The organism is Mesorhizobium sp. M5C.F.Ca.IN.020.29.1.1 (assembly GCF_003997375.1).
Lineage (GTDB): Bacteria > Pseudomonadota > Alphaproteobacteria > Rhizobiales > Rhizobiaceae > Mesorhizobium > Mesorhizobium wenxiniae.
This window is the reverse complement of record NZ_RZSW01000051.1, coordinates 1-18,940: the sequence shown is the minus strand read 5'-3', so window position 1 is coordinate 18,940 and position 18,940 is coordinate 1. Positions and strand designations below refer to the sequence as shown.

Below are 18,940 nucleotides of genomic sequence, written 5' to 3'. Positions count from 1 at the left end.
ACCGCGAAGCCCGCCCCCTGCAGCGCGCGAAAATGCGGGCGGAAGCCTTGCACCAGATGCAGTGCTGCATCGAAGCCTTCGGGCAGGCGGAAACCCGGTTCGGCGCCCAGAAAGAGGACACGCTCGCCCTTACGCGGCAGGGAGACAGCCTCGGCCTCGAACGGATGGAACAGTGTCTTCAGCGGCTCGGCGGACATTTTTCGACCTCGAAATGCAGCTGGGCTTGTCGTGAAAATGAAAACGGGCGCGACCTGTCGGCGCGCCCGCTTCGATTGTACCGTCAGATCGCTCAGGCGGCGTCTTCTTCGCCTTCGGCCTTCTTGTCGCGGGCGATTTCCTTGCCGGTGGCCTGGTCGACGACCTTCATCGACAGGCGGACCTTGCCGCGCTCGTCGAAGCCCATCAGCTTGACCCAGACCTTGTCGCCTTCCTTGACGACGTCAGAAGTCTTGGCGACGCGGTCATTGGCGAGCTGCGAGATGTGGACGAGGCCGTCACGCGGACCGAAGAAGTTGACGAAAGCGCCGAAGTCGGCGGTCTTGACGACCGTGCCCTCGTAGATTCCGCCGACTTCCGGCTCGGCGACGATGGTGTGGATCCACTTCTTGGCCGCCTCGATCTCCTTGGCGTTGGACGAAGCGATCTTGACCGTGCCGTCGTCCTCGATGTTGATCTTGGCGCCGGTCTTTTCGACGATCTCGCGGATGACCTTGCCGCCCGAGCCGATCACGTCGCGGATCTTGTCGGTCGGGATGTGCATGACCTCGATGCGCGGCGCGAATTCGCCGAGTTCGGAACGCGCGCCGGAGAGCGCATGGCCCATTTCGCCGAGGATATGCTGGCGGCCGTCCTTGGCCTGGTCCAGCGCGATCTTCATGATCTCCTCGGTGATGCCTTCGATCTTGATGTCCATCTGCAGCGAGGTGATGCCGTTGGCGGTGCCGGCAACCTTGAAGTCCATGTCGCCGAGATGATCCTCGTCGCCGAGAATGTCGGAGAGCACCGCGAAGCGCTCGCCTTCCTTGATCAGACCCATGGCAATGCCGGCGACCGGCTTCGCCAGCGGCACGCCGGCATCCATCAGCGCCAGCGAGGTGCCACAGACGGTGGCCATCGACGACGAACCGTTGGACTCGGTGATCTCCGAGACGACGCGCAGCGTGTAGGGGAACTGGTCTGATGTCGGCAGCATCGGGCGGATCGCGCGCCAAGCCAGCTTGCCGTGGCCGATTTCGCGGCGGCCGGGCGAACCCATGCGACCGGTTTCGCCGACCGAATAGGGAGGGAAGTTGTAGTGAAGGAGGAACTTCTCCTTATACATGCCGGTCAGCGAATCGACGTACTGCTCGTCTTCGCCGGTGCCGAGCGTGGCGACGACCAGCGCCTGGGTCTCGCCGCGGGTGAACAGCGCCGAGCCATGGGTACGCGGCAGGACGCCGACTTCGGAGACGATCTTGCGGACCGTCTTCAGATCGCGGCCGTCGATGCGCGAACCGGTGTCGAGGATGTTCCAGCGCACAACCTTGGCCTGGAGCTCCTTGAACACGGTGCCGATTTGCTCGGACGTGTATTTTGCTTCTTCGCCTTCTGCGGGTGCGAACGCAGCCTTGACCCTCGCCTTCACGGCGTCCACGGCGGCATAGCGCTTCTGTTTGTCGGTGATCTTGTAGGCGTCGCGAAGCTCGCCTTCGACGATCTTCAGCATCTCGGCTTCAAGCGCCGAATAGTCTGGCGCGGTGAAATCGCGCGGGTCCTTGGCGGCGACCTCGGCCAGCTTGATGATTGCGTCGATCACCGGCTGGAAGCCGCGATGGCCGAACATGACGGCGCCGAGCATCAGATCCTCGCCGAGCTCCTTGGCTTCGGACTCGACCATCAGCACGGCGTCAGAGGTGCCGGCAACGATCAGGTCAAGCTTTGATTCCTGCATCTCGTCGACATGCGGATTGAGCACGTATTCGCCGTTGATGTAGCCGACGCGGGCGCCGCCGATCGGGCCCATGAAGGGGACGCCGGACAGCGTCAAGGCCGCCGAGGTGGCGACGATCGACAGGATATCCGGATCGTTTTCGAGATCATGCTGGACGACGGTGACAACGATCTGCGTGTCGTTCTTGTAACCGTCAGCGAAGAGCGGCCGGATCGGACGGTCGATGAGACGGGAGACCAGCGTTTCCTTTTCGCTCGGGCGGCCTTCGCGCTTGAAATAGCCGCCCGGGATCTTGCCGGCGGCGTAGGTCTTTTCCTGGTAGTTGACGGTCAGCGGGAAGAAATCGAGGCCGGGCTTCGGCTCCTTCATCGAAACAACGGTGGCGAGAACCTTGGTTTCGCCGTAGGTGGCGAGCACCGCGCCGTCAGCCTGGCGCGCAATCTTGCCGGTTTCGAGGATGAGCGGACGGCCGCCCCATTCGATTTCCACTTTGTGGTGATTGAACATGTCTTGTCCTTCATATGCGGAAAGGGCCGCGCCGTTTCACGTGCGCGAGTGCCCCTTTCCCTTGGCTTCGTTTCTCGGGCAGCCACGGGCAAGACAACGGGAAGCTCGGGTAAATCCGGCGCGGCTGCCGGGCGAGCGTCCTGCAATCCTGCCCCATGACCGTCCATGGGCGGTTTCGAATGGCCCTGTGCTATCTCGAAACCGGGTCTGGCCAGTCGATTCGACGGACCTTGCGCGTGGCCCCGAAAACCGCGGCTCTCGGAAAATGCCTTGCACAAATTCAAAGTTTCAGAGCGTCCTATTTGCGCGTCCAAATCGATGCGCGGCGCTCTACTTTCTTCATTAGAGCAATGGACTGCTCCAATGCGCGACCGGCGGGCTCTCGAAAGAACCCGCCGGCCAATTGGTCAACGGCGCAGACCGAGCTTCTCGATCAGCGTCTGATAGCGCGCGTCATCCTTGCGCTTGAGATAATCAAGCAGGCTGCGGCGCTGGGAGACGAGAGCGAGCAGACCACGGCGGGAATGGTTATCCTTCTTGTGGTCCTTGAAATGGTCGGTCAGGTTCTTGATGCGCTCGGAAAGGATGGCCACCTGAACTTCCGGAGACCCGGTATCGCCCTTGGCGGTTGCGAATTCACCCATCAATTCCTTCTTGCGCTCGGCAGTAATCGACATCGTGTTTTTCCTTATCTGTTTGAGGAAACGGGACGCCCTCGGCCGGGATGTCGTCCAGCAGGGGCCGGTACAAGCAAGGTGTCATTGCACGATGCTGCGGCGCATATAGTGCAATTCAGGCAAAAACACCAGCCCAATTCACAAGCCGGCTTTTTGCTGCATAAACGAAGATTTCCCTTCGGCTAAAGCCACTTCTTCCATCTGAAAAAAGCGACAAGCCCGAGCGCGACAACGGCCATGAACACGAGCGCCGCCGGATAGCCGTATTGTGCCTTCAGCTCCGGCATGTTCCATGGCGAGGTTTCGGGATCGAAGTTCATGCCCCACACGCCAGCGAGAAAGGTGAGCGGGATGAAGATCACCGAGACGATCGTCAGATAGCTGATGACATCACTGGTGCGTGCCTGGCTCAGCGACACATGCATCTCGATCAGACCGGTCAGCATGTCGCGCTGGGTCTCGACCAGTTCGATGAGCCGAAGCGAGTGATCGAGCGTGTCGTTCAGGAAGATCTTGGTCTCGGGCTTCACGTAGGGCACGTCGTTGCGGATCAGCGTGGCCAGCGCATCGCGCATCGGCCAAAGTACCCCCTTCAGCACATTGGCGTCGCGCCGCAACTCGTGAAGCCGCCGCATCTGGTGCTTGTCCGCCGCGCGCAGCATCTGGTCCTCGATGCTGTCGACCAATTCGCCGGCAGTCTCGATCGGCGGGAAATAGCTGTCGACAATGGCGTCGATCAGCGCATAGGCGAGATAGTCAGCGTCGCGTGCGCGCAGCCGGTTGGGCATCGAGCTTTCGATGCGCTTGCGCACGGGATCGAACGGATCGCCTTCGCGCTCCTGAAATGTGACGACGAAGTTCCTGCCGAAGAAGACCGCGATCTGCTCGTAACGATGCGCGGTGACGTCGTCGATCATCCTGACGACGACGAAGGCATGGTCCTCAAAGAAATCCACCTTCGGCCTCTGGCCGGTGTTGACGACGTCTTCCAGCGCCAGCGGATGCAGGCTGAAAATCCGGCCGATCTCCTCAATCAGCGGGATGTTGGCGAGACCGGTGCAATCGAGCCAAATGACCGGCCATGCGTGGCAATGAGCGTTGACGTCGTCGATGCTGGCATTTTCGATTGTCTCGAATTTGTCGGGCGACATCAGTGTCAGTCGCAGTTCGCTGCGCCGCGCCGCCGGGTCGGCGATCAGTGTGCCGGGTGATGCGCCGACCGGCGGCCGCCTTGCAGTCACCGGCGCCCGCTTCTTGATTGTCTCGGCCTTTGCCATGTGCCCCTCGGATGCTGCGTCTGATCGAGATTAGACGACGGGACTCACCCGGCAAAGACCCGCTTCGGCTTGAACATGCCTTGCTCGATGGCGCCGATGGCGACCAGCTTGCCGCGCGCCGTAGCGCAGGCTTCCTCGGCTTCCACTGGCGCGTCGCGGCCACGGATGATGACCGGATTGCCGAGGCGGATTTTTGTTGCAGCGTCGTCGCTGATCGCGATCTGCGGCAGGCAGTCGAGCGCGGCTGATGTGTCGACCAGAAGCGCGTCGATGGCGTCGAAATCGGCCGGCACCGTGTCCGCTGAATCCGAACGTTCATCGCCCTGGCCGCCGAAGCGCGCGGTTTCCAGCTCGGCGATGGTGACGAAGTCTTCCTGCGTGAACGGCTCGACTTCGATTCGGCGCAGCTCGGCGATGTGACCGAAACAGCCGAGGTCGCGGCCCATGTCGCGGGCCAGCGAGCGCACATAGGTGCCCTTGCCGCATTCGACCTCGAAAATGGTGCGATCAGCATTGTGCTCGATCAGGTCGAGACGGCCGATCTCGACTTCCCGCGCCGGGATGTCGACCGTCGCGCCGTCGCGGGCAAGATCATAGGCGCGCTCGCCTGCGATCTTGATGGCCGAAAACTGCGGCGGCGTCTGCATGATGACGCCGGTGTATTTCGGCATCAGCAAAAGCACATCGGCTTCAGCCGGACGCTGGTCGGAGCTTTTCGTCACTGGCCCTTCGAGGTCATCGGTCGAACGCTCCTCACCCCAGGCAACCGTGAAGCGGTAGACCTTGGCGCCATCCTGGACATAGGGCACCGTCTTGGTCGCTTCACCGAGCGCAATCGGCAGCATGCCGGAAGCGAGCGGGTCGAGCGTGCCGGCATGGCCGGCCTTTTCCGCCTGGAACAACCATTTGATCTTGGAGACAGCCTCGGTCGAACCCATGCCGACCGGCTTGTCGAGCACTAGCCAGCCGGAGATCGGCCGACCCTTCTTCTTGCCGCGACGAGCCACTATTTTTCGTCCTTGTAGTTGCCTTTGTTCTGGTCGCCAATCTGGGCGTCTGGGCCGAGATCGCGCGCCACTTCGGGCGAGTGCAGCAATTCGTTGATCTTCTGGAAATTGTCGTAGCTGGTGTCGAGCCGGAAGCGGAACTCGGGCATGTACTTCATCTGCCGAAGCGCGCCGGAAACGCGGCCGCGCACGAATTTCGCGTGCTTGTTGAGCGCCTCGACCACCGCATCGGCATCGCCAGCGCCGAGCGGCGAGACGAAGGCGGTGGCTATCTTCAGATCGGGCGACATGCGCACTTCCGAGACCGAAACCACAGCGTTCTCGATCAACGGATCGAGGATCTCGCCACGCTGCAAGGTTTCCGACAGCGCGTGGCGCACTTGTTCGCCGACGCGCAGCATGCGCTGGGATGGACCTGACGTGGTTGAACGGGGCATTTTTCTCTATCCTGAAATCGTGAGGCACGGGATGGGACCGCGCCGCATGTCTCATATGCTTTGGGCGGCAGCCTTTCGACCACCGCCCGGTCTCAGTAGATGCTCAACTCAAGACGCTCGAACTCAGAGCGTCCTGGTCACCATCTCGACGCGGAAGCACTCGATGACGTCGCCGACGCGCATGTCTTCGTAGTTCTGGAAGGCCATGCCGCATTCCTGGCCACCCGGGACCTCCGCCACTTCGTCCTTGAAGCGCTTCAGGGTCTTCAGCGTGCCTTCGTGGATGACGACATTGTCGCGGATCAGGCGAACGCCCGCACCGCGCTCGACCTTGCCTTCGGTGACACGGCAGCCGGCGATCTTGCCGACCTTGGTGATGTCGAAGATCTCGAGGATCTCCGCATTGCCGATGAAGGTCTCGCGACGCTCCGGCGACAGCAGGCCCGACAGCGCCGCCTTCACGTCATCGACGAGATTGTAGATGATCGAGTAGTAGCGGATCTCGATGCCTGCCGCCGCGGCAGCCGCGCGCGCCTGCACATTGGCGCGGACGTTGAAGCCGATGATTGCGGCACCCGAGGTTTCCGCCAGCGACACATCGCTTTCGGTGATGCCGCCGGCGCCCGCATGGACGATGCGCGCACGCACCTCGTCGGTGCCGAGCTTGTCCAGCGCCGCGTTGATCGCCTCGATCGAGCCCTGCACGTCGCCCTTGATGACCAGCGGGAATTCCTTCAGCCCGCTCGTCTGCAGTTGCGACATCATCTGTTCGAGCGAACCACGCTGGCCGGCATGCTTGGCCACCGCCTTCTCGCGCGCCAGACGCTGGCGATATTCGGTGATCTCGCGGGCGCGGGCTTCATTGTTGACCACGGCGAAGCGGTCGCCGGCCTGCGGGGTTCCTTGCAGACCGAGCACCTCCACCGGCATCGCCGGCGGCGCTTCCTTGATTTGCCCGCCGCGGTCGTTGACCAGCGCGCGCACCCGGCCCCATTCGTTGCCGGCAACGAGGATATCGCCGGGCATCAGCGTGCCGGTCTGGACCAGCACGGTGGCGACGGGGCCGCGGCCCTTGTCAAGCTGGGCTTCGATGACGACGCCCTCGGCGGTGCGGTCCGGATTGGCCTTCAGGTCGAGGATTTCGGCCTGCAGCAGGATCGCTTCGAGCAGCTTGTCGAGATTGGTGCCCTTGGTCGCCGACACTTCGACGTCCAGCACCTCGCCACCCATCGATTCGACGAAGACTTCGTGGCGCAGCAGTTCCGAGCGCACCTTCTGCGGGTCGGCGTCATGCTTGTCGATCTTGTTGATCGCCACGATGATCGGAACGCCGGCCGCCTTGGCATGGCTGATCGATTCGATCGTCTGCGGCATCACGCTATCGTCGGCCGCCACCACAAGGATGGCGATGTCTGTAGCCTGAGCGCCGCGGGCGCGCATCGCCGTGAAGGCGGCGTGGCCGGGCGTGTCGATGAAGGTGATCTTGTGACCGTTCTTCTCGACCTGATAGGCGCCGATATGTTGGGTGATGCCGCCGGCCTCGCCGGACACGACATTTGCATTACGGATGGCATCGAGCAGAGACGTCTTGCCGTGGTCGACATGGCCCATGATGGTCACCACCGGCGGACGCGGCTCGAGATCTTCGGGACGATCGGCGATATTGAAGAGGCCTTCCTCAATGTCGGACTCGGCGACGCGGCGAACCGTGTGGCCGAATTCGGTGGCGACCAGTTCGGCCGTGTCGGCGTCGATGACGTCGCCCGGCTTCAGGATCTGGCCCTGTTTCATGAAGAACTTGACCACATCGACGGCGCGCTCGGACATGCGCTGCGCCAGTTCCTGGATGGTGATGGTTTCGGGCAGTATCACTTCGCGCATGACTTTCTCGCGCGGTTCGTTATGCAGCGCGCGCTTGAATTTCTCCTGGCGCCGACGCATCGACGACAGCGAACGCGCACGCGCATCCTCATCGGTAAGTGCGGCGTTCAGCGTCAGCTTGCCGCGGCGGCGATCTTCCTCGCCTTTGGTCGGCTTAGCCGGGCGTGCCACTTCGGGCGTGACCGGACGGCGCACCGGGGCACCGGCGCCGGTCCGCTTCGGCTTGATGTCCTCGTCGTCGACTGTCGCCAGTTCGGCGGCCAGCGGCGCGCGGCGACGCGCCTCTTCCTCGGCTCGCCGGCGGGACTCGGCCTCGGCCTGCAGCCGGGCTTCTTCCTCGGCCTGGCGGCGCGCGGATTCCTCGCGCTCGCGACGGCGGCGCTCTTCATCCTCGGCGCGGCGCTTGGCCTCGTCGATGGCGCGCTGGCGATCCTCGACATCGCGCACCTTCGAACCCTCAAGGGCCCGGCGGCGCGCCTCCATCTCATTGCGCGACAATTCGTTCAGCACCATGCCGCCGCGTTCGACCGGCGGCGGAGGCGGCGGCGCCTTGGGCGCTTGCTGCACAACGGGCGCTGCCGCGACCGGCGGCTTCGGCGTGAACACGGACACAGGGGCAGCGGCCGGCTCTGGCTTGTCGCCGGGCAGCGAGAACTTGCGCTTCTTAGTCTCGACCACGACCGCCTTGGTGCGGCCATGCGAGAAGCTTTGGCGCACGGTGCCCTGTTCCGTACCGGGGCGCTTCAGCGTCAAGGTCTTCTTCGGCGTCACACTCAACGTCTTGTCGTCGCCCGATTTCGTATCGCTCATTCCATATCCTCTGCGGCATCATCTTCGTCAGCAACGGCCGCAAGCATTGCCAGATCGTCCGGGGAACCGCCCCGATACCGGTCGAGCGCAACCATGCGCTTCTGGACCGCCCTGCCCGCGTCTCCCGCGAGAACGGCAGCATGTATCACATTTGTACCCCCCAATGCCAAGCTCAACTCGGCCTCGGAGAAAAGTTTGTAGGCGAGGATGGCGGGGCCGCCAAGCCGGACGGTTGCCCGTCGCGCCTGGCGGATCTTGCGGAGGCCGTCATCTGACGCTTCGGTCGCATGCAACACGAAAAGCGCCAGCCCACCACGCACCGCGCTCTCGACCTTGGTGGCGCCGAGCGCGATCGCACCTGCCTTGCGGGCAAGACCGAGCATGCCCAGAGCGGATCTGGAAAGCAGCCCGTCAACCATGCCGCCGAGATCGGTCGGCACAGTCACCTGCGCCTTGAAGGCGCGAGCGAACAGGTTTTTCGCTGCCGCCTTGTCGATATGTAGGCGGTCGGCCGTCACCCAGCAACCACGGCCGGGCAGGTTTTTCTTGATATCCGGAACGACGGCCGAATCCGGGCCGACGACGAAGCGGATCAATTCATCCGGTTCGGCCTGTCTGCGCGTGACGATGCAAGTGCGATCGTTCATCTCGTCCAAGGGCGGGTTGTGTGCGATGCGGTTTCACCTCACGCACCAACGGCTTCGTCAGCCGGCACGTCTTCGGCTGCAAGCTCGTCTTCGGTGATCCAGCCGGCCTTGAGGCGGGCGGCCAGAACCATCTGCTCGGCATCCGCGCGCGACACGCCGTGACTGGCGAGCACGCCGGGGAACACCTTCGTTTCGCCGTCCTTGCGTTCTTTCCAGCCGGTCAGGTCATCGGCCGCATAGCCGGCGAAATCCTCGATCGTCTTCACGCCGTCCTCGCCGAGCGTCACCATCATGGCGGTGGTCACGCCAGGAATCTCACGCAACTCGTCCTTGACGCCCAGCGCCTTGCGCTTCTCGTCATGCTCGGCTTCGATCTTCTCCAGATACTCGCGGGCGCGGGCCTGGATTTCCGAGGCGGTGTCCTCGTCGAAGCCGTCGATCGACGCGATCTCGTCGGCATCGACATAAGCGACTTCCTCGACGCTGGTAAAGCCTTCGGAGGCGAGCACCTGGCCGACCATCTCGTCGACGTTGAGCGCATCCATGAACAGCGCCGAGCGTTCGACGAACTCCTTCTGGCGGCGCTCGCTCTCTTCCTGCTCGGTCAGGATATCGATATCCCAGCCGGTGAGCTGCGAGGCGAGCCGGACGTTCTGGCCACGGCGGCCGATGGCCAGCGACAGCTGGTCGTCCGGCACCACGACTTCGATGCGTTCGGCATCCTCGTCAAGCACGACCTTGGCGACTTCCGCTGGCTGCAGCGCGTTGACGATGAAGGAAGCAGCCGAAGGCGACCACGGAATGATGTCGATCTTCTCGCCCTGCAATTCGCCGACCACCGCCTGAACGCGGCTGCCGCGCATGCCGACGCAGGCGCCGACAGGATCGATGGAACTGTCACGCGAGATGACGGCGATCTTGGCGCGCGAACCCGGATCGCGGGCGACCGACTTGATCTCGATGATGCCGTCGTAGATTTCCGGCACTTCCATGGTGAACAGCTTCGCCATGAACTGCGGATGGGTGCGCGACAGGAATATCTGCGGACCACGCTGCTCGCGGCGCACGTCGTAGACATAGGCGCGGACGCGATCGCCATATTTGTAGTTCTCGCGCGGGATCAGCTCGTCGCGGCGGATGATCGCCTCGCCACGGCCGAGATCGACGATGACGTTGCCGTATTCGACGCGCTTGACGGTGCCGTTGACGATCTCGCCGATGCGGTCCTTGTACTCGTCATACTGGCGGTCGCGCTCGGCCTCGCGCACCTTCTGCACGATGACCTGCTTGGCCGACTGGGCGGCGATGCGGCCGAAATCCATCGGCGGCAGCTGTTCGGCAATGAAGTCGCCGAGCTGGGCGTCGGGATTGCGCTCGCGCGCGGAGGAAATGGCGATCTGCGTCGCATAGTCGTCGACTTTCTCGACCACTTCCATCAGCCGCTGCAGCTTCATCTCGCCGGTATTCGGATTGATGTCGGCACGGATGTTGGTTTCCTGGCCATAGCGCGAGCGCGCAGCCTTCTGGATCGCATCGGCCATGGCGGCGATCACGATCGACTTGTCGATCGACTTTTCACGCGCGACCGCGTCGGCGATCTGCAGCAGTTCAAGCCTGTTGGCGCTTACAACCATCGTTTTTCTCCCGAGCTTGTTGCCGAGCCTTTGCGCCCGGCAGCCCAATCACATTTCCTGTTCGGTTTCATCTTCCGCGCCCGCTTCTGCGCCCTCTGGCGCGTCTTCGGGTTCGCCGCGGCGCTTCTTGGCTTCCTTGCGCGCCCTGTTGTCTTTCGACAGCGCGTCGCGGATAAGGTCATCGGTCAGGATCAGCCGTGCCTCGGCAATCGCATCGTAGGGCACACGCACCGTCGGCTCTTCGCCATAGGCCGCCTTGTCGCGCTCGATCAGCACGCCGTCCGCGTCGCTCTCGGCGATCTTGCCCTTGAAGCGCTTGCGGTCGGCGACAAGGACCGAGGTCTCCACCTTCACCAAATGACCCGTCCAGGTCGCGAAATCCGACTTGCGGACCAACGGCCGGTCGATACCCGGCGACGATACTTCGAGATGATATGCCTTTTCGATCGGATCATCGACATCGAGCGCAGGCGACACCGCCCGGCTGACCTCTTCGCAATCCTCGACGGTCATGGTGCCGTCCTCGCGCTCGGCCATGATCTGCAGCGTCAGCCCGTTCTGGCCCGTCAGATGCACCCTGACTAGGCGGAAGCCGATGGCACGCAACACCGGCTGCACGATCAGCGCGATGCGCGCATCGATGCCGCTTTCGCGGATGATGCGGTCGTCGCTGTCGGGTACCGTTGCAGTCATTCGATTCCTGTCGCTTCATCGGCGGTCGGAAGGTAACAAAAAAGAGCGGGACCGGGTGGACCCACTCTTCGCCATACCGACCAAGAATTTGAGCTTGATATAGACGATCGCGGCCGCCGTTTCAAGTCCGCATGCAGGGTATGGTGAAAGTGCCGGGGGGCAGCGTTGCATAGGGCGCATGGCGGCCATGCGGCAACGTCCCTGTGATATCAGGCGAAAGCGCCTATCTATGTTGCGCTGCACAAATTCAATCACGCATCGCAGCAGGCGAAAGGGCATAATCATGACCAACCGCAAAGTTTTCTCGGCCATCGGCGATTTCTTCACCGTGTTCGGCAGCGCCGTCGCCGCGTCGCACGCGGTCGAAGCCGGCCGCAAGCCACGCGCGCGCGATCTGCGCAATCTCGGCATGGATCCGGCCGCCTTCAACAAGATCGGCCGCTTCTAAGACCGGCGACGCAGCGCGAGGACATCTTTGGTCCTCGTCGACGGCAAAGCGCGCGACGCGCGCTGCTGAATAGGACTATCTCCGGACGAAGGTGAGATAGGCCGGCCGCCGGCCTTCGCGAATGGCCTTCGCCTCGTAGCGCGTACCCGGCCAACCCTCATAGGGCCGATGCCAGTCGGCGGCCTCTTCAGCCTGCCACGCAAACGCATCATGTACCCGGCAATGCAGCAGCGTCCAGTTCACATAGCTATCGATATCGGAAGCAAAGCGGAATTTTCCGCCTGACTTCAGGACGCGCGCGAAACGGTGGAGATTGACGGAACTGACGAAGCGTCGCTTCCAGTGTTTCTTCTTCGGCCAGGGATCGGGATAGAGAAGGTCGATGCCGTCGAGCGAGGCTTGCGGGAGCCAGTCGAGCAGGCGCGTGGCGTCGTCGTCATAGACGCGAAGATTGGCAAGCGGCCGTTCCCTGACGGCCATCATCATCTTGGCCATGCCATTGACGAAAGGTTCGACGCCGACAAAACCGGTTTCAGGAGCCGCCGTCGCCCGATGCAGCAGGTGCTCGCCGCCGCCGAAACCAATTTCGAGATGAATGGCGCAGACATGGGCTTCGAACAGGCTGCGCAATTCGGCCGGCGGTCCGGCCGTCAGATCGAGCCGGTAGGTGCTGAAGCCGCTTTCCAGTGCCGCCGCCTGCTGCGGACGGATGGTCTTGCCGCGCCGGCGACCGAAAAATGCTTCGGTCGCACGGCTTGGCCGGTCTTTCGGATGCATGGACGCCGCGGCTAGGCCGCGACTGCTTCGGCGGGCGCTTCGGCGAGTGCATCCTTGAGCGCCTTGGCGAGGTCGGTCTTTTCCCAGGAAAAGGACCCGTCACGGCCGGCCTTGCGGCCGAAATGGCCATAGGACGACGTCTTCGCGTAGATCGGCTTGTTGAGATCGAGGTGGCGGCGGATGCCGGACGGCGACAGGTCCATCACGGTGCGCAGCGCCTGCTCGAGCTTTGCCTCATCGACCTTGCCGGTGCCGTGCAGGTCAACATAGACCGACAGCGGCTGGGCGACGCCAATGGCATAGGAAAGCTGGATGGTGCAGCGATCGGCGAGCTTGGCGGCCACCACATTCTTGGCGAGATAGCGTGCCGCATAGGCTGCGGAACGGTCGACTTTGGTGGTGTCCTTGCCGGAAAAAGCACCGCCGCCATGGGGCGCTGCACCGCCGTAAGTGTCGACGATGATCTTGCGCCCGGTCAGGCCGGCGTCACCGTCTGGCCCGCCGATGACGAACTTGCCCGTCGGGTTTATGTACCAGTTGCAGCTGTCGGCGATCTTCAGCTCGCCGAGCGCCTCGCGAATATAGGGTTCGACGACATTGCGGACCTTCTTCGAATCCCAGCTGGCGTCGAGATGCTGGGTCGACAGCACGATTTGCGTCACTTCCGCCGCCTTGCCGTCGATATAACGGACGGTCACCTGGCTCTTGGCGTCCGGCCCGAGCCGGCCGGCATCGCCGTTGCCCTCATGGCGCGCGGCGGCCAGCAACTCGAGGATCTTGTGGCTGTAGTAGATCGGCGCCGGCATCAGATCCGGCGTCTCGCGGCAGGCATAGCCGAACATGATGCCCTGGTCGCCGGCGCCTTCCTCGCCTTGCCGGTCGGAGGCGTTGTCGACGCCTTGCCCGATATCCGGCGACTGGCCGTGCAGCAGAACCTCGATCTTTGCTGTCTTCCAGTGGAAACCCGCCTGCTCATAGCCGATTTCGCGGATCGCCTTGCGGGCGACCGACTTGAACTTCGCCGGATTGACGAGCGGATGACCGGCGGCATCCATCAGGATGTTGCCGGCCTTGTCCTTCTTGAGCAGGGTCTCGGGGACGCGGACCTCGCCGGCGATCACGACGCGATTCGTGGTCGCCAGCGTCTCACAGGCGACGCGGACCTTCCAGGGGTCCATGCCGGTCTTTCTGGCCTCGCGATAGACCAGATCGACGATCTCGTCGGAGATACGGTCGCAGACCTTGTCGGGATGACCCTCGGCAACGGATTCCGAGGTGAATAGATAGTTTTGCCGCGTCACGGGTGTCCCCTCTTGAAAAAATATCGGCACGCTGCCGATTGGCGCGCCACGTGTTAGCTGTGCCGGGCGGCGCTCGTCAAGCGGTGCGGCCATTCTGGTATGAAAATCGCGCTATTATCTTGTACCACTGTGACCGGCGGCAGGATGCCGCAAGCGCGCTTAGCTCCAACACGTTGCTTCCATGGGTGTCGAGTAAAATCGATCCGCTCTCCGGCATGCCTATGGGATGTAAATTCCACGGTGCGCGAGATCGCGAGAATTTGCCTGCCCGCTATGACGGCCTCGCCATTTCCGGGTTTTCAACGGCCAAATCAATCGGCCCAATCAATCGACTTCGTCGGTGGAAAGGGCCTTCACAAGCTCGATGATCTTGCGGCGTATCTTCACGTCGGCGATCTTGACGAAGGCCCGGTTGAGTTGAAGACCTTCAGGACTGCCGCAGAATTCGACGGCAAAAGCCATTGATGTATCCTCGGCAAATCCGCGGTTGCCCACGGTCTCCTGGCCCGGCGCGTCCTCGAAAAAGAAAGCGACAGGAACGCCGAGTATCGAGGCGATTGCCTGCAAACGGCTGGCACCAACACGATTGGTCCCCTTTTCGTATTTCTGTATCTGCTGAAAAGTTATGCCGAGGTTCTCGCCCAGCTTCTCCTGACTCATTCCCAACATATTGCGACGAAGCCTGATGCGACTTCCGACATGAATGTCGATAGGATTCGGCTTCTTCTTGTTTTCTTCTGCCATTTTTTCCTCGCCGAATTTTTCCGGCTTTTTGTGTTTTTCTGCCCAAACGAAGCCGGCGGCCGGTGCCCCAACACAACGACGTACCGACTTCGAGAAGTTTCAGGCCGTTACAGTATGAGTTTCTAATGTGTCGACTGTCAATTCGCCCGTAGCTTTTGCCTTACATTCGATGTGAAAGCGGCCAGGGCAAACAGCAACAAGATCATCAGTCCGTTAATGCGTCTTTGGCGCGAAGAAACGATGGCTTGATCGGAAATCGGCACATGTACATCGATGGCTCCGCGTGCGTCGATCGCCAGCGCGTCGAGGATACGCCCGCGCGGATCGACGACAGCGGAGATGCCGTTATTGGCCGCGCGCAACAAGGGCACCCCGTTCTCCACAGCACGAATCTGCGCCTGCCTGAAATGCTGGTACGGACCCGGCGTGTCACCGAACCACGCGTCGTTCGTGACATTCACAATAAGCTCGGCTGACGTAGCGTCAATCGCCACCAGATCGGGAAAGATGACTTCATAGCAAATGAACGGAAGCACGCGGATACCCCCGGACAGCGCGATCGGATGCCGCTCATTGCCGGCCGCGTAGGTCGTCGGCCCGGCGACGAGCTGTTTGAGCCCGAAGCGGCCAAGAAGGTCGGCAAGAGGCAGATACTCGCCAAAGGGCACCAGATGAACCTTGTCGACAGCATCTGCGATTTCGCCCTTGTCGTCGATCGCCACCACCGAATTGTAGTACCGCCTGTCGGCATCTGCCGCCGAGCCGCCCTCCTCCCGGACGACGCCGGCGATCAGCATCTGGCCGTCGTCAAGCATCTCTCCCAGCGCGGTCAGCGCATCGGGACGTTCGGCGAAAAAAAACGGCACGGAGGTTTCCGGCCACAGGATCAATTGCGGCTTGTCATGGCCGGCCTCCGGCGCCTTGGCCGAAAGCCCCATCAGCATAGCGAAGATCCGGTCGGGCACCGAAGCGTCCCACTTCTCGCTGAGGTCGACAGCCGGCTGCACAATGCGGACGTCGAGGCCGCGCTCCGCCGGCTTCTCGGGAATAGCAAGCCGGATATAGCCGAAGCCGACATGGGCCGCGACGACAACGGCAAGCAGTGCAGCTCCCAGGCGGACATGCCGGCGCGCCGCAAGCAGGGCCGGCAATGCAAAGACGAAGACCGCCAGCGCGTTCATGCCGACCATGCCGGTCACCGACACGCTCTGCATAAGCAAAGGCACCGGCATCGCCGCGTAGCCGACGGCATTCCACGGGAACCCGGTGAACAGAAAATCGCGCAGCCATTCCGCCAGGCCAAAACCGAAGGCAAGGGCAGCGATGCGGCCGATGTCGTTGCTCCACAGCAGCCGGGCAACCGCTGTTGCGAAGCCGTAGAAAAAGGCGAGGGCCAGCGGAATTCCGACCACTGCGAAGGGAAGCGCCCAGGCGAAACTGTCGCCCTCGACCAGAAGTGCCGAGCCGATCCACCACAGGCCGGCGAGAAAATAGCCGAAGCCGAACCACCAGCCGATGGCGAAAGCCGGCCGCAAACGCCAGAACCAGCCATCGGAGGCTTCGCCGGTCGCGCCGTCGAGGAGCCAGACCAGCAGTGGAAACGAAATAAAACAGACGGCGAAGAAATCGTAAGGCGCCTGGGCAAGAACCGCCAGCGCGCCAGCAAGAAACGCCACAAGCGTGCGGCGCCAACCCCACAGCAGAATTATCTGGCCGGCCAGACGCTTCATCAATGCTTCCGAGTCGTGCGAATCACCGAGCAAGATTTATCAGGCCGCGGTCCGCGCTCCAAACGGCGACCGCTTCAGCCAGCGTGCCGCACCGAATTTCGGCAATCCAACCGTTGCGGACTCAAAAGCAGGGTTCGCAGACGAAGTAAGAAGCGCAAGGTTGAGTGCTTGAACGGATTGTCGATCGATCGGGCGAGCCGCGTCTTTCAAGCCTGCTCGGCGCGCACCGCGCGCCGGCGGCGCTCGCCCTTCTGGCTTTCCATGATGCGCACGCGCTTGACGCGGCGCGGATCGGCGTCGAGCACATGGAATTCAAAGCCAGGGATGGCCTGCACCACTTCGCCGCGGGCCGGAACCCTGCCAAGCGTGTTGAAGATCATGCCGCCGATCGTGTCGACATATTCGCCATGCTCGCCGGCGGCGAAATCCTCGCCGATCATCTTGGCGACATCGTCGATCTCGGCCTTGCCGTCGACGACAAACACGCCCTCGCCGGTCTGGGTGATCATCGGCTCGTCCTCGTCATGCTCGTCCTCGATGTCGCCGACCACCATCTCGACGATATCCTCGAGCGACACCAGACCGTCGGTGCCGCCATATTCGTCGATGACCAGCGCCATCTGGGTACGCATCGCCTGCATCCGCCCCATGAGATCGGAGGCGAGCATCGACGGCGGCACGAAAAGCACCGGGCGAATCAGGGTCAGGTCGCCTATGGTGCGCGTGAGATCGACCTTGGCGAGATCGAGAAGCGTGGCGGCGGCGGTTTTCCTGGTCGTCCTGCCCTTCCTGACGCGGGCGATCTTGGTGATGTGCGCGAGCACGTCGCGGATGTGGACCATGCCGCGCGGGTCGTCGAGCGTCTCCGAATAGACCGGCATACGGGAATGGCCAGACTGCTCGAACAGCCCCAGAAGATCGCCCAGGTTTGTCGTGATCTCGACCGCCTCAATGTCGGCGCGAGGCACCATGACGTCCTCGACGCGCACCTCGCGTAAGCGCAGGATGTTGTTGAGCATGGCCCGTTCGCCGGGCGAAAAGGCGCCGGCATCGCTCGCCGTTTCGGCAAGTGCGTCGGCGATCTCCTCGCGCAGGCTGGCGCCGTTGCGTTGCCTGAACAGGCCGAGCACGCGATCGAACAGGGAAGGACCGGCAGGCGATGACTCGCTGGCGAAGCTGCCGGTCGTGGTACTCGGACTCGAGCTCTCTTCCGCCTGTTCGGATGGCTTGGTCGCACTGCCGGCGTCTGGGCGGGCGGCAGTCTCTGGTTTGTCGTTCATCGTCGTCCGGTCATTTGATCTTTTTAGTTACGCGTAGGGATCGGGAATGGCAAGCCTCGCAAGTGCTGCGCGTTCGACGGCTTCCATTTCCTCGGCCTCGGCGTCGGTCTCGTGATCGTAGCCCAGCAAATGCAACAGGCCGTGGATGACGAGATGGATGATATGGTTGTCGACAGGCTTGTCTTCCAGTGCGGCTTCCCGCGCAACCGTCTCGGCGGCCAGCACGATGTCGCCCAGCATGGGCGGCAGCGGGCCGCCCGTTGTGAGCTGAAAAGCCGGGAAAGACAGGACGTTGGTCGGTTTGTCCTTGCCGCGCCAGCCGGCATTGAGGCTGCGGATATGGGCATCGTCAGAAAAGACGATGCTGAGTTCGGAACGGCCGGCTACGCCGGTTTCGGCAAACGCAGCGGCAACGGCGCGATCGACCAGCCGCGTCAGCGCAGCCTCTTCCGGCCAGTCGCCCGCTTCGACCGCTATATCGATGTCGACGGGAACCGGAAGATCCTCGCCTCCGGATTTCTTGTCCTCAGCCATAAGGCTGCATCATCAGCCTTCGGCGCCCAGGCCCCGGGCCAGCTTGCCGTCGCGGTCGTAAGCCTTGACGATCTCGGCGACCAGCGGATGCCTGACGACGTCGCCTTCGTTGAAGCGCACCGTCACCATGCCGGTGACGCCGTCGAGGATCCTGAGCGCCTCGACCAGACCGGATTTGGTGTTTTGCGGCAGATCGATCTGGGTCGGATCGCCGGTGACGATCATGCGAGAGTTCTCGCCGAGACGGGTCAGGAACATCTTCATCTGCATCGGCGTGGTGTTCTGCGCCTCGTCGAGGATGACGGCGGAGTGCGCCAGCGTGCGGCCGCGCATGAAGGCCAGCGGCGCGATCTCGATCACCTCGGCGGCTATCGCCCGCTCGACCTTGTCGGCCGGCATCATCTCGTAAAGCGCGTCGTAAAGCGGCCGCAGATAGGGATCGACCTTCTCCTTCATATCGCCGGGCAGGAAGCCGAGCCGTTCGCCGGCCTCGACTGCCGGCCGCGACAGCACGATGCGCTCGACCATGCCACGTTCGAGCAGCATCGCCGCATGCGCCACCGCTAGGAAGGTTTTTCCCGTGCCAGCCGGGCCGATGCCGAAGACGAGTTCGGACCGCTCCAGGG

The 18,940-nt window shown here is 62.7% G+C and carries 17 protein-coding genes and 1 pseudogene; 1 reads left to right on the top strand and 17 read right to left on the bottom strand.

The window, feature by feature from the left end:
* The 10 genes and pseudogenes from EOA85_RS06975 to rimP all read right to left on the bottom strand — a co-directional run.
* A pseudogene (locus EOA85_RS06975) lies at nt 1-197 on the bottom strand (methyltransferase); the annotation flags it as partial.
* 92 nt (nt 198-289) lie between these two features.
* The gene (gene pnp / locus EOA85_RS06970; RefSeq protein WP_127208853.1) at nt 290-2,437 is read right to left on the bottom strand and encodes a polyribonucleotide nucleotidyltransferase; all 2,148 of its coding nucleotides are present in this window, start codon (nt 2,435-2,437) and stop codon (nt 290-292) included.
* A 407-nt stretch (nt 2,438-2,844) separates the two neighbouring features.
* Nucleotides 2,845-3,114, bottom strand: a complete 270-nt coding sequence (gene rpsO, locus EOA85_RS06965) for a 30S ribosomal protein S15 (RefSeq protein ID WP_006337962.1) — start codon at nt 3,112-3,114, stop codon at nt 2,845-2,847.
* 182 nt (nt 3,115-3,296) lie between these two features.
* Nucleotides 3,297-4,391, bottom strand: coding sequence for a magnesium/cobalt transporter CorA (corA, locus tag EOA85_RS06960; protein WP_127208852.1), 1,095 nt, complete (start codon nt 4,389-4,391; stop codon nt 3,297-3,299).
* A gap of 44 nt (nt 4,392-4,435) precedes the next feature.
* The gene (gene truB, locus EOA85_RS06955) at nt 4,436-5,398 is read right to left on the bottom strand and encodes a tRNA pseudouridine(55) synthase TruB (RefSeq protein ID WP_127208851.1); all 963 of its coding nucleotides are present in this window, start codon (nt 5,396-5,398) and stop codon (nt 4,436-4,438) included.
* Nucleotides 5,398-5,835, bottom strand: a complete 438-nt coding sequence (rbfA, locus tag EOA85_RS06950) for a 30S ribosome-binding factor RbfA (protein ID WP_029356951.1) — start codon at nt 5,833-5,835, stop codon at nt 5,398-5,400. Before rbfA ends, truB begins: the two co-directional genes overlap by 1 nt.
* A 123-nt stretch (nt 5,836-5,958) precedes the next feature.
* A complete protein-coding gene (infB, locus tag EOA85_RS06945) occupies nt 5,959-8,526 on the bottom strand; it encodes a translation initiation factor IF-2 (protein WP_127208850.1) in 2,568 nt (855 codons plus the stop codon).
* On the bottom strand, nt 8,523-9,173 hold the full coding sequence (locus EOA85_RS06940) for an RNA-binding protein (protein ID WP_127208849.1): 651 nt from the start codon (nt 9,171-9,173) through the stop codon (nt 8,523-8,525). The genes infB and EOA85_RS06940 overlap by 4 nt, the downstream gene beginning before the upstream one ends.
* 38 nt (nt 9,174-9,211) lie before the next feature.
* Entirely contained in the window at nt 9,212-10,807 is a 1,596-nt protein-coding gene (nusA, locus tag EOA85_RS06935; protein WP_029356954.1) for a transcription termination factor NusA, read from the bottom strand.
* A gap of 48 nt (nt 10,808-10,855) precedes the next feature.
* On the bottom strand, nt 10,856-11,500 hold the full coding sequence (rimP, locus tag EOA85_RS06930; protein WP_127208848.1) for a ribosome maturation factor RimP: 645 nt from the start codon (nt 11,498-11,500) through the stop codon (nt 10,856-10,858).
* Between the two features lie 283 nt (nt 11,501-11,783).
* Here rimP and EOA85_RS06925 point away from each other — a divergent pair, with 283 nt between their 5' ends.
* The gene (locus EOA85_RS06925; protein ID WP_095517012.1) at nt 11,784-11,948 is read left to right on the top strand and encodes a hypothetical protein; all 165 of its coding nucleotides are present in this window, start codon (nt 11,784-11,786) and stop codon (nt 11,946-11,948) included.
* 75 nt (nt 11,949-12,023) lie between these two features.
* Here the strand turns inward: EOA85_RS06925 and EOA85_RS06920 are convergent, their stop codons facing one another.
* The 7 genes from EOA85_RS06920 to EOA85_RS06890 all read right to left on the bottom strand — a co-directional run.
* Nucleotides 12,024-12,725, bottom strand: a complete 702-nt coding sequence (locus EOA85_RS06920) for a tRNA (guanosine(46)-N(7))-methyltransferase TrmB (protein ID WP_127208847.1) — start codon at nt 12,723-12,725, stop codon at nt 12,024-12,026.
* Between the two features lie 11 nt (nt 12,726-12,736).
* The gene (gene metK / locus EOA85_RS06915; RefSeq protein ID WP_127208846.1) at nt 12,737-14,026 is read right to left on the bottom strand and encodes a methionine adenosyltransferase; all 1,290 of its coding nucleotides are present in this window, start codon (nt 14,024-14,026) and stop codon (nt 12,737-12,739) included.
* Nucleotides 14,027-14,350: 324 nt separating this feature from the next.
* Nucleotides 14,351-14,770 (bottom strand): helix-turn-helix transcriptional regulator, encoded by a 420-nt coding sequence (locus EOA85_RS06910; protein ID WP_029356958.1) that lies wholly within the window; start codon nt 14,768-14,770, stop codon nt 14,351-14,353.
* Nucleotides 14,771-14,907: 137 nt separating this feature from the next.
* Entirely contained in the window at nt 14,908-16,500 is a 1,593-nt protein-coding gene (gene lnt, locus EOA85_RS06905) for an apolipoprotein N-acyltransferase (protein WP_127208845.1), read from the bottom strand.
* 206 nt (nt 16,501-16,706) lie between these two features.
* Entirely contained in the window at nt 16,707-17,780 is a 1,074-nt protein-coding gene (locus tag EOA85_RS06900; protein ID WP_127208844.1) for a hemolysin family protein, read from the bottom strand.
* Between the two features lie 27 nt (nt 17,781-17,807).
* Nucleotides 17,808-18,314, bottom strand: coding sequence for an rRNA maturation RNase YbeY (ybeY, locus tag EOA85_RS06895; protein ID WP_127208843.1), 507 nt, complete (start codon nt 18,312-18,314; stop codon nt 17,808-17,810).
* A 12-nt stretch (nt 18,315-18,326) separates the two neighbouring features.
* Nucleotides 18,327-18,940 (bottom strand): PhoH family protein (locus EOA85_RS06890; RefSeq protein WP_164759526.1); only part of this gene is annotated, 614 nt, incomplete at its 5' end.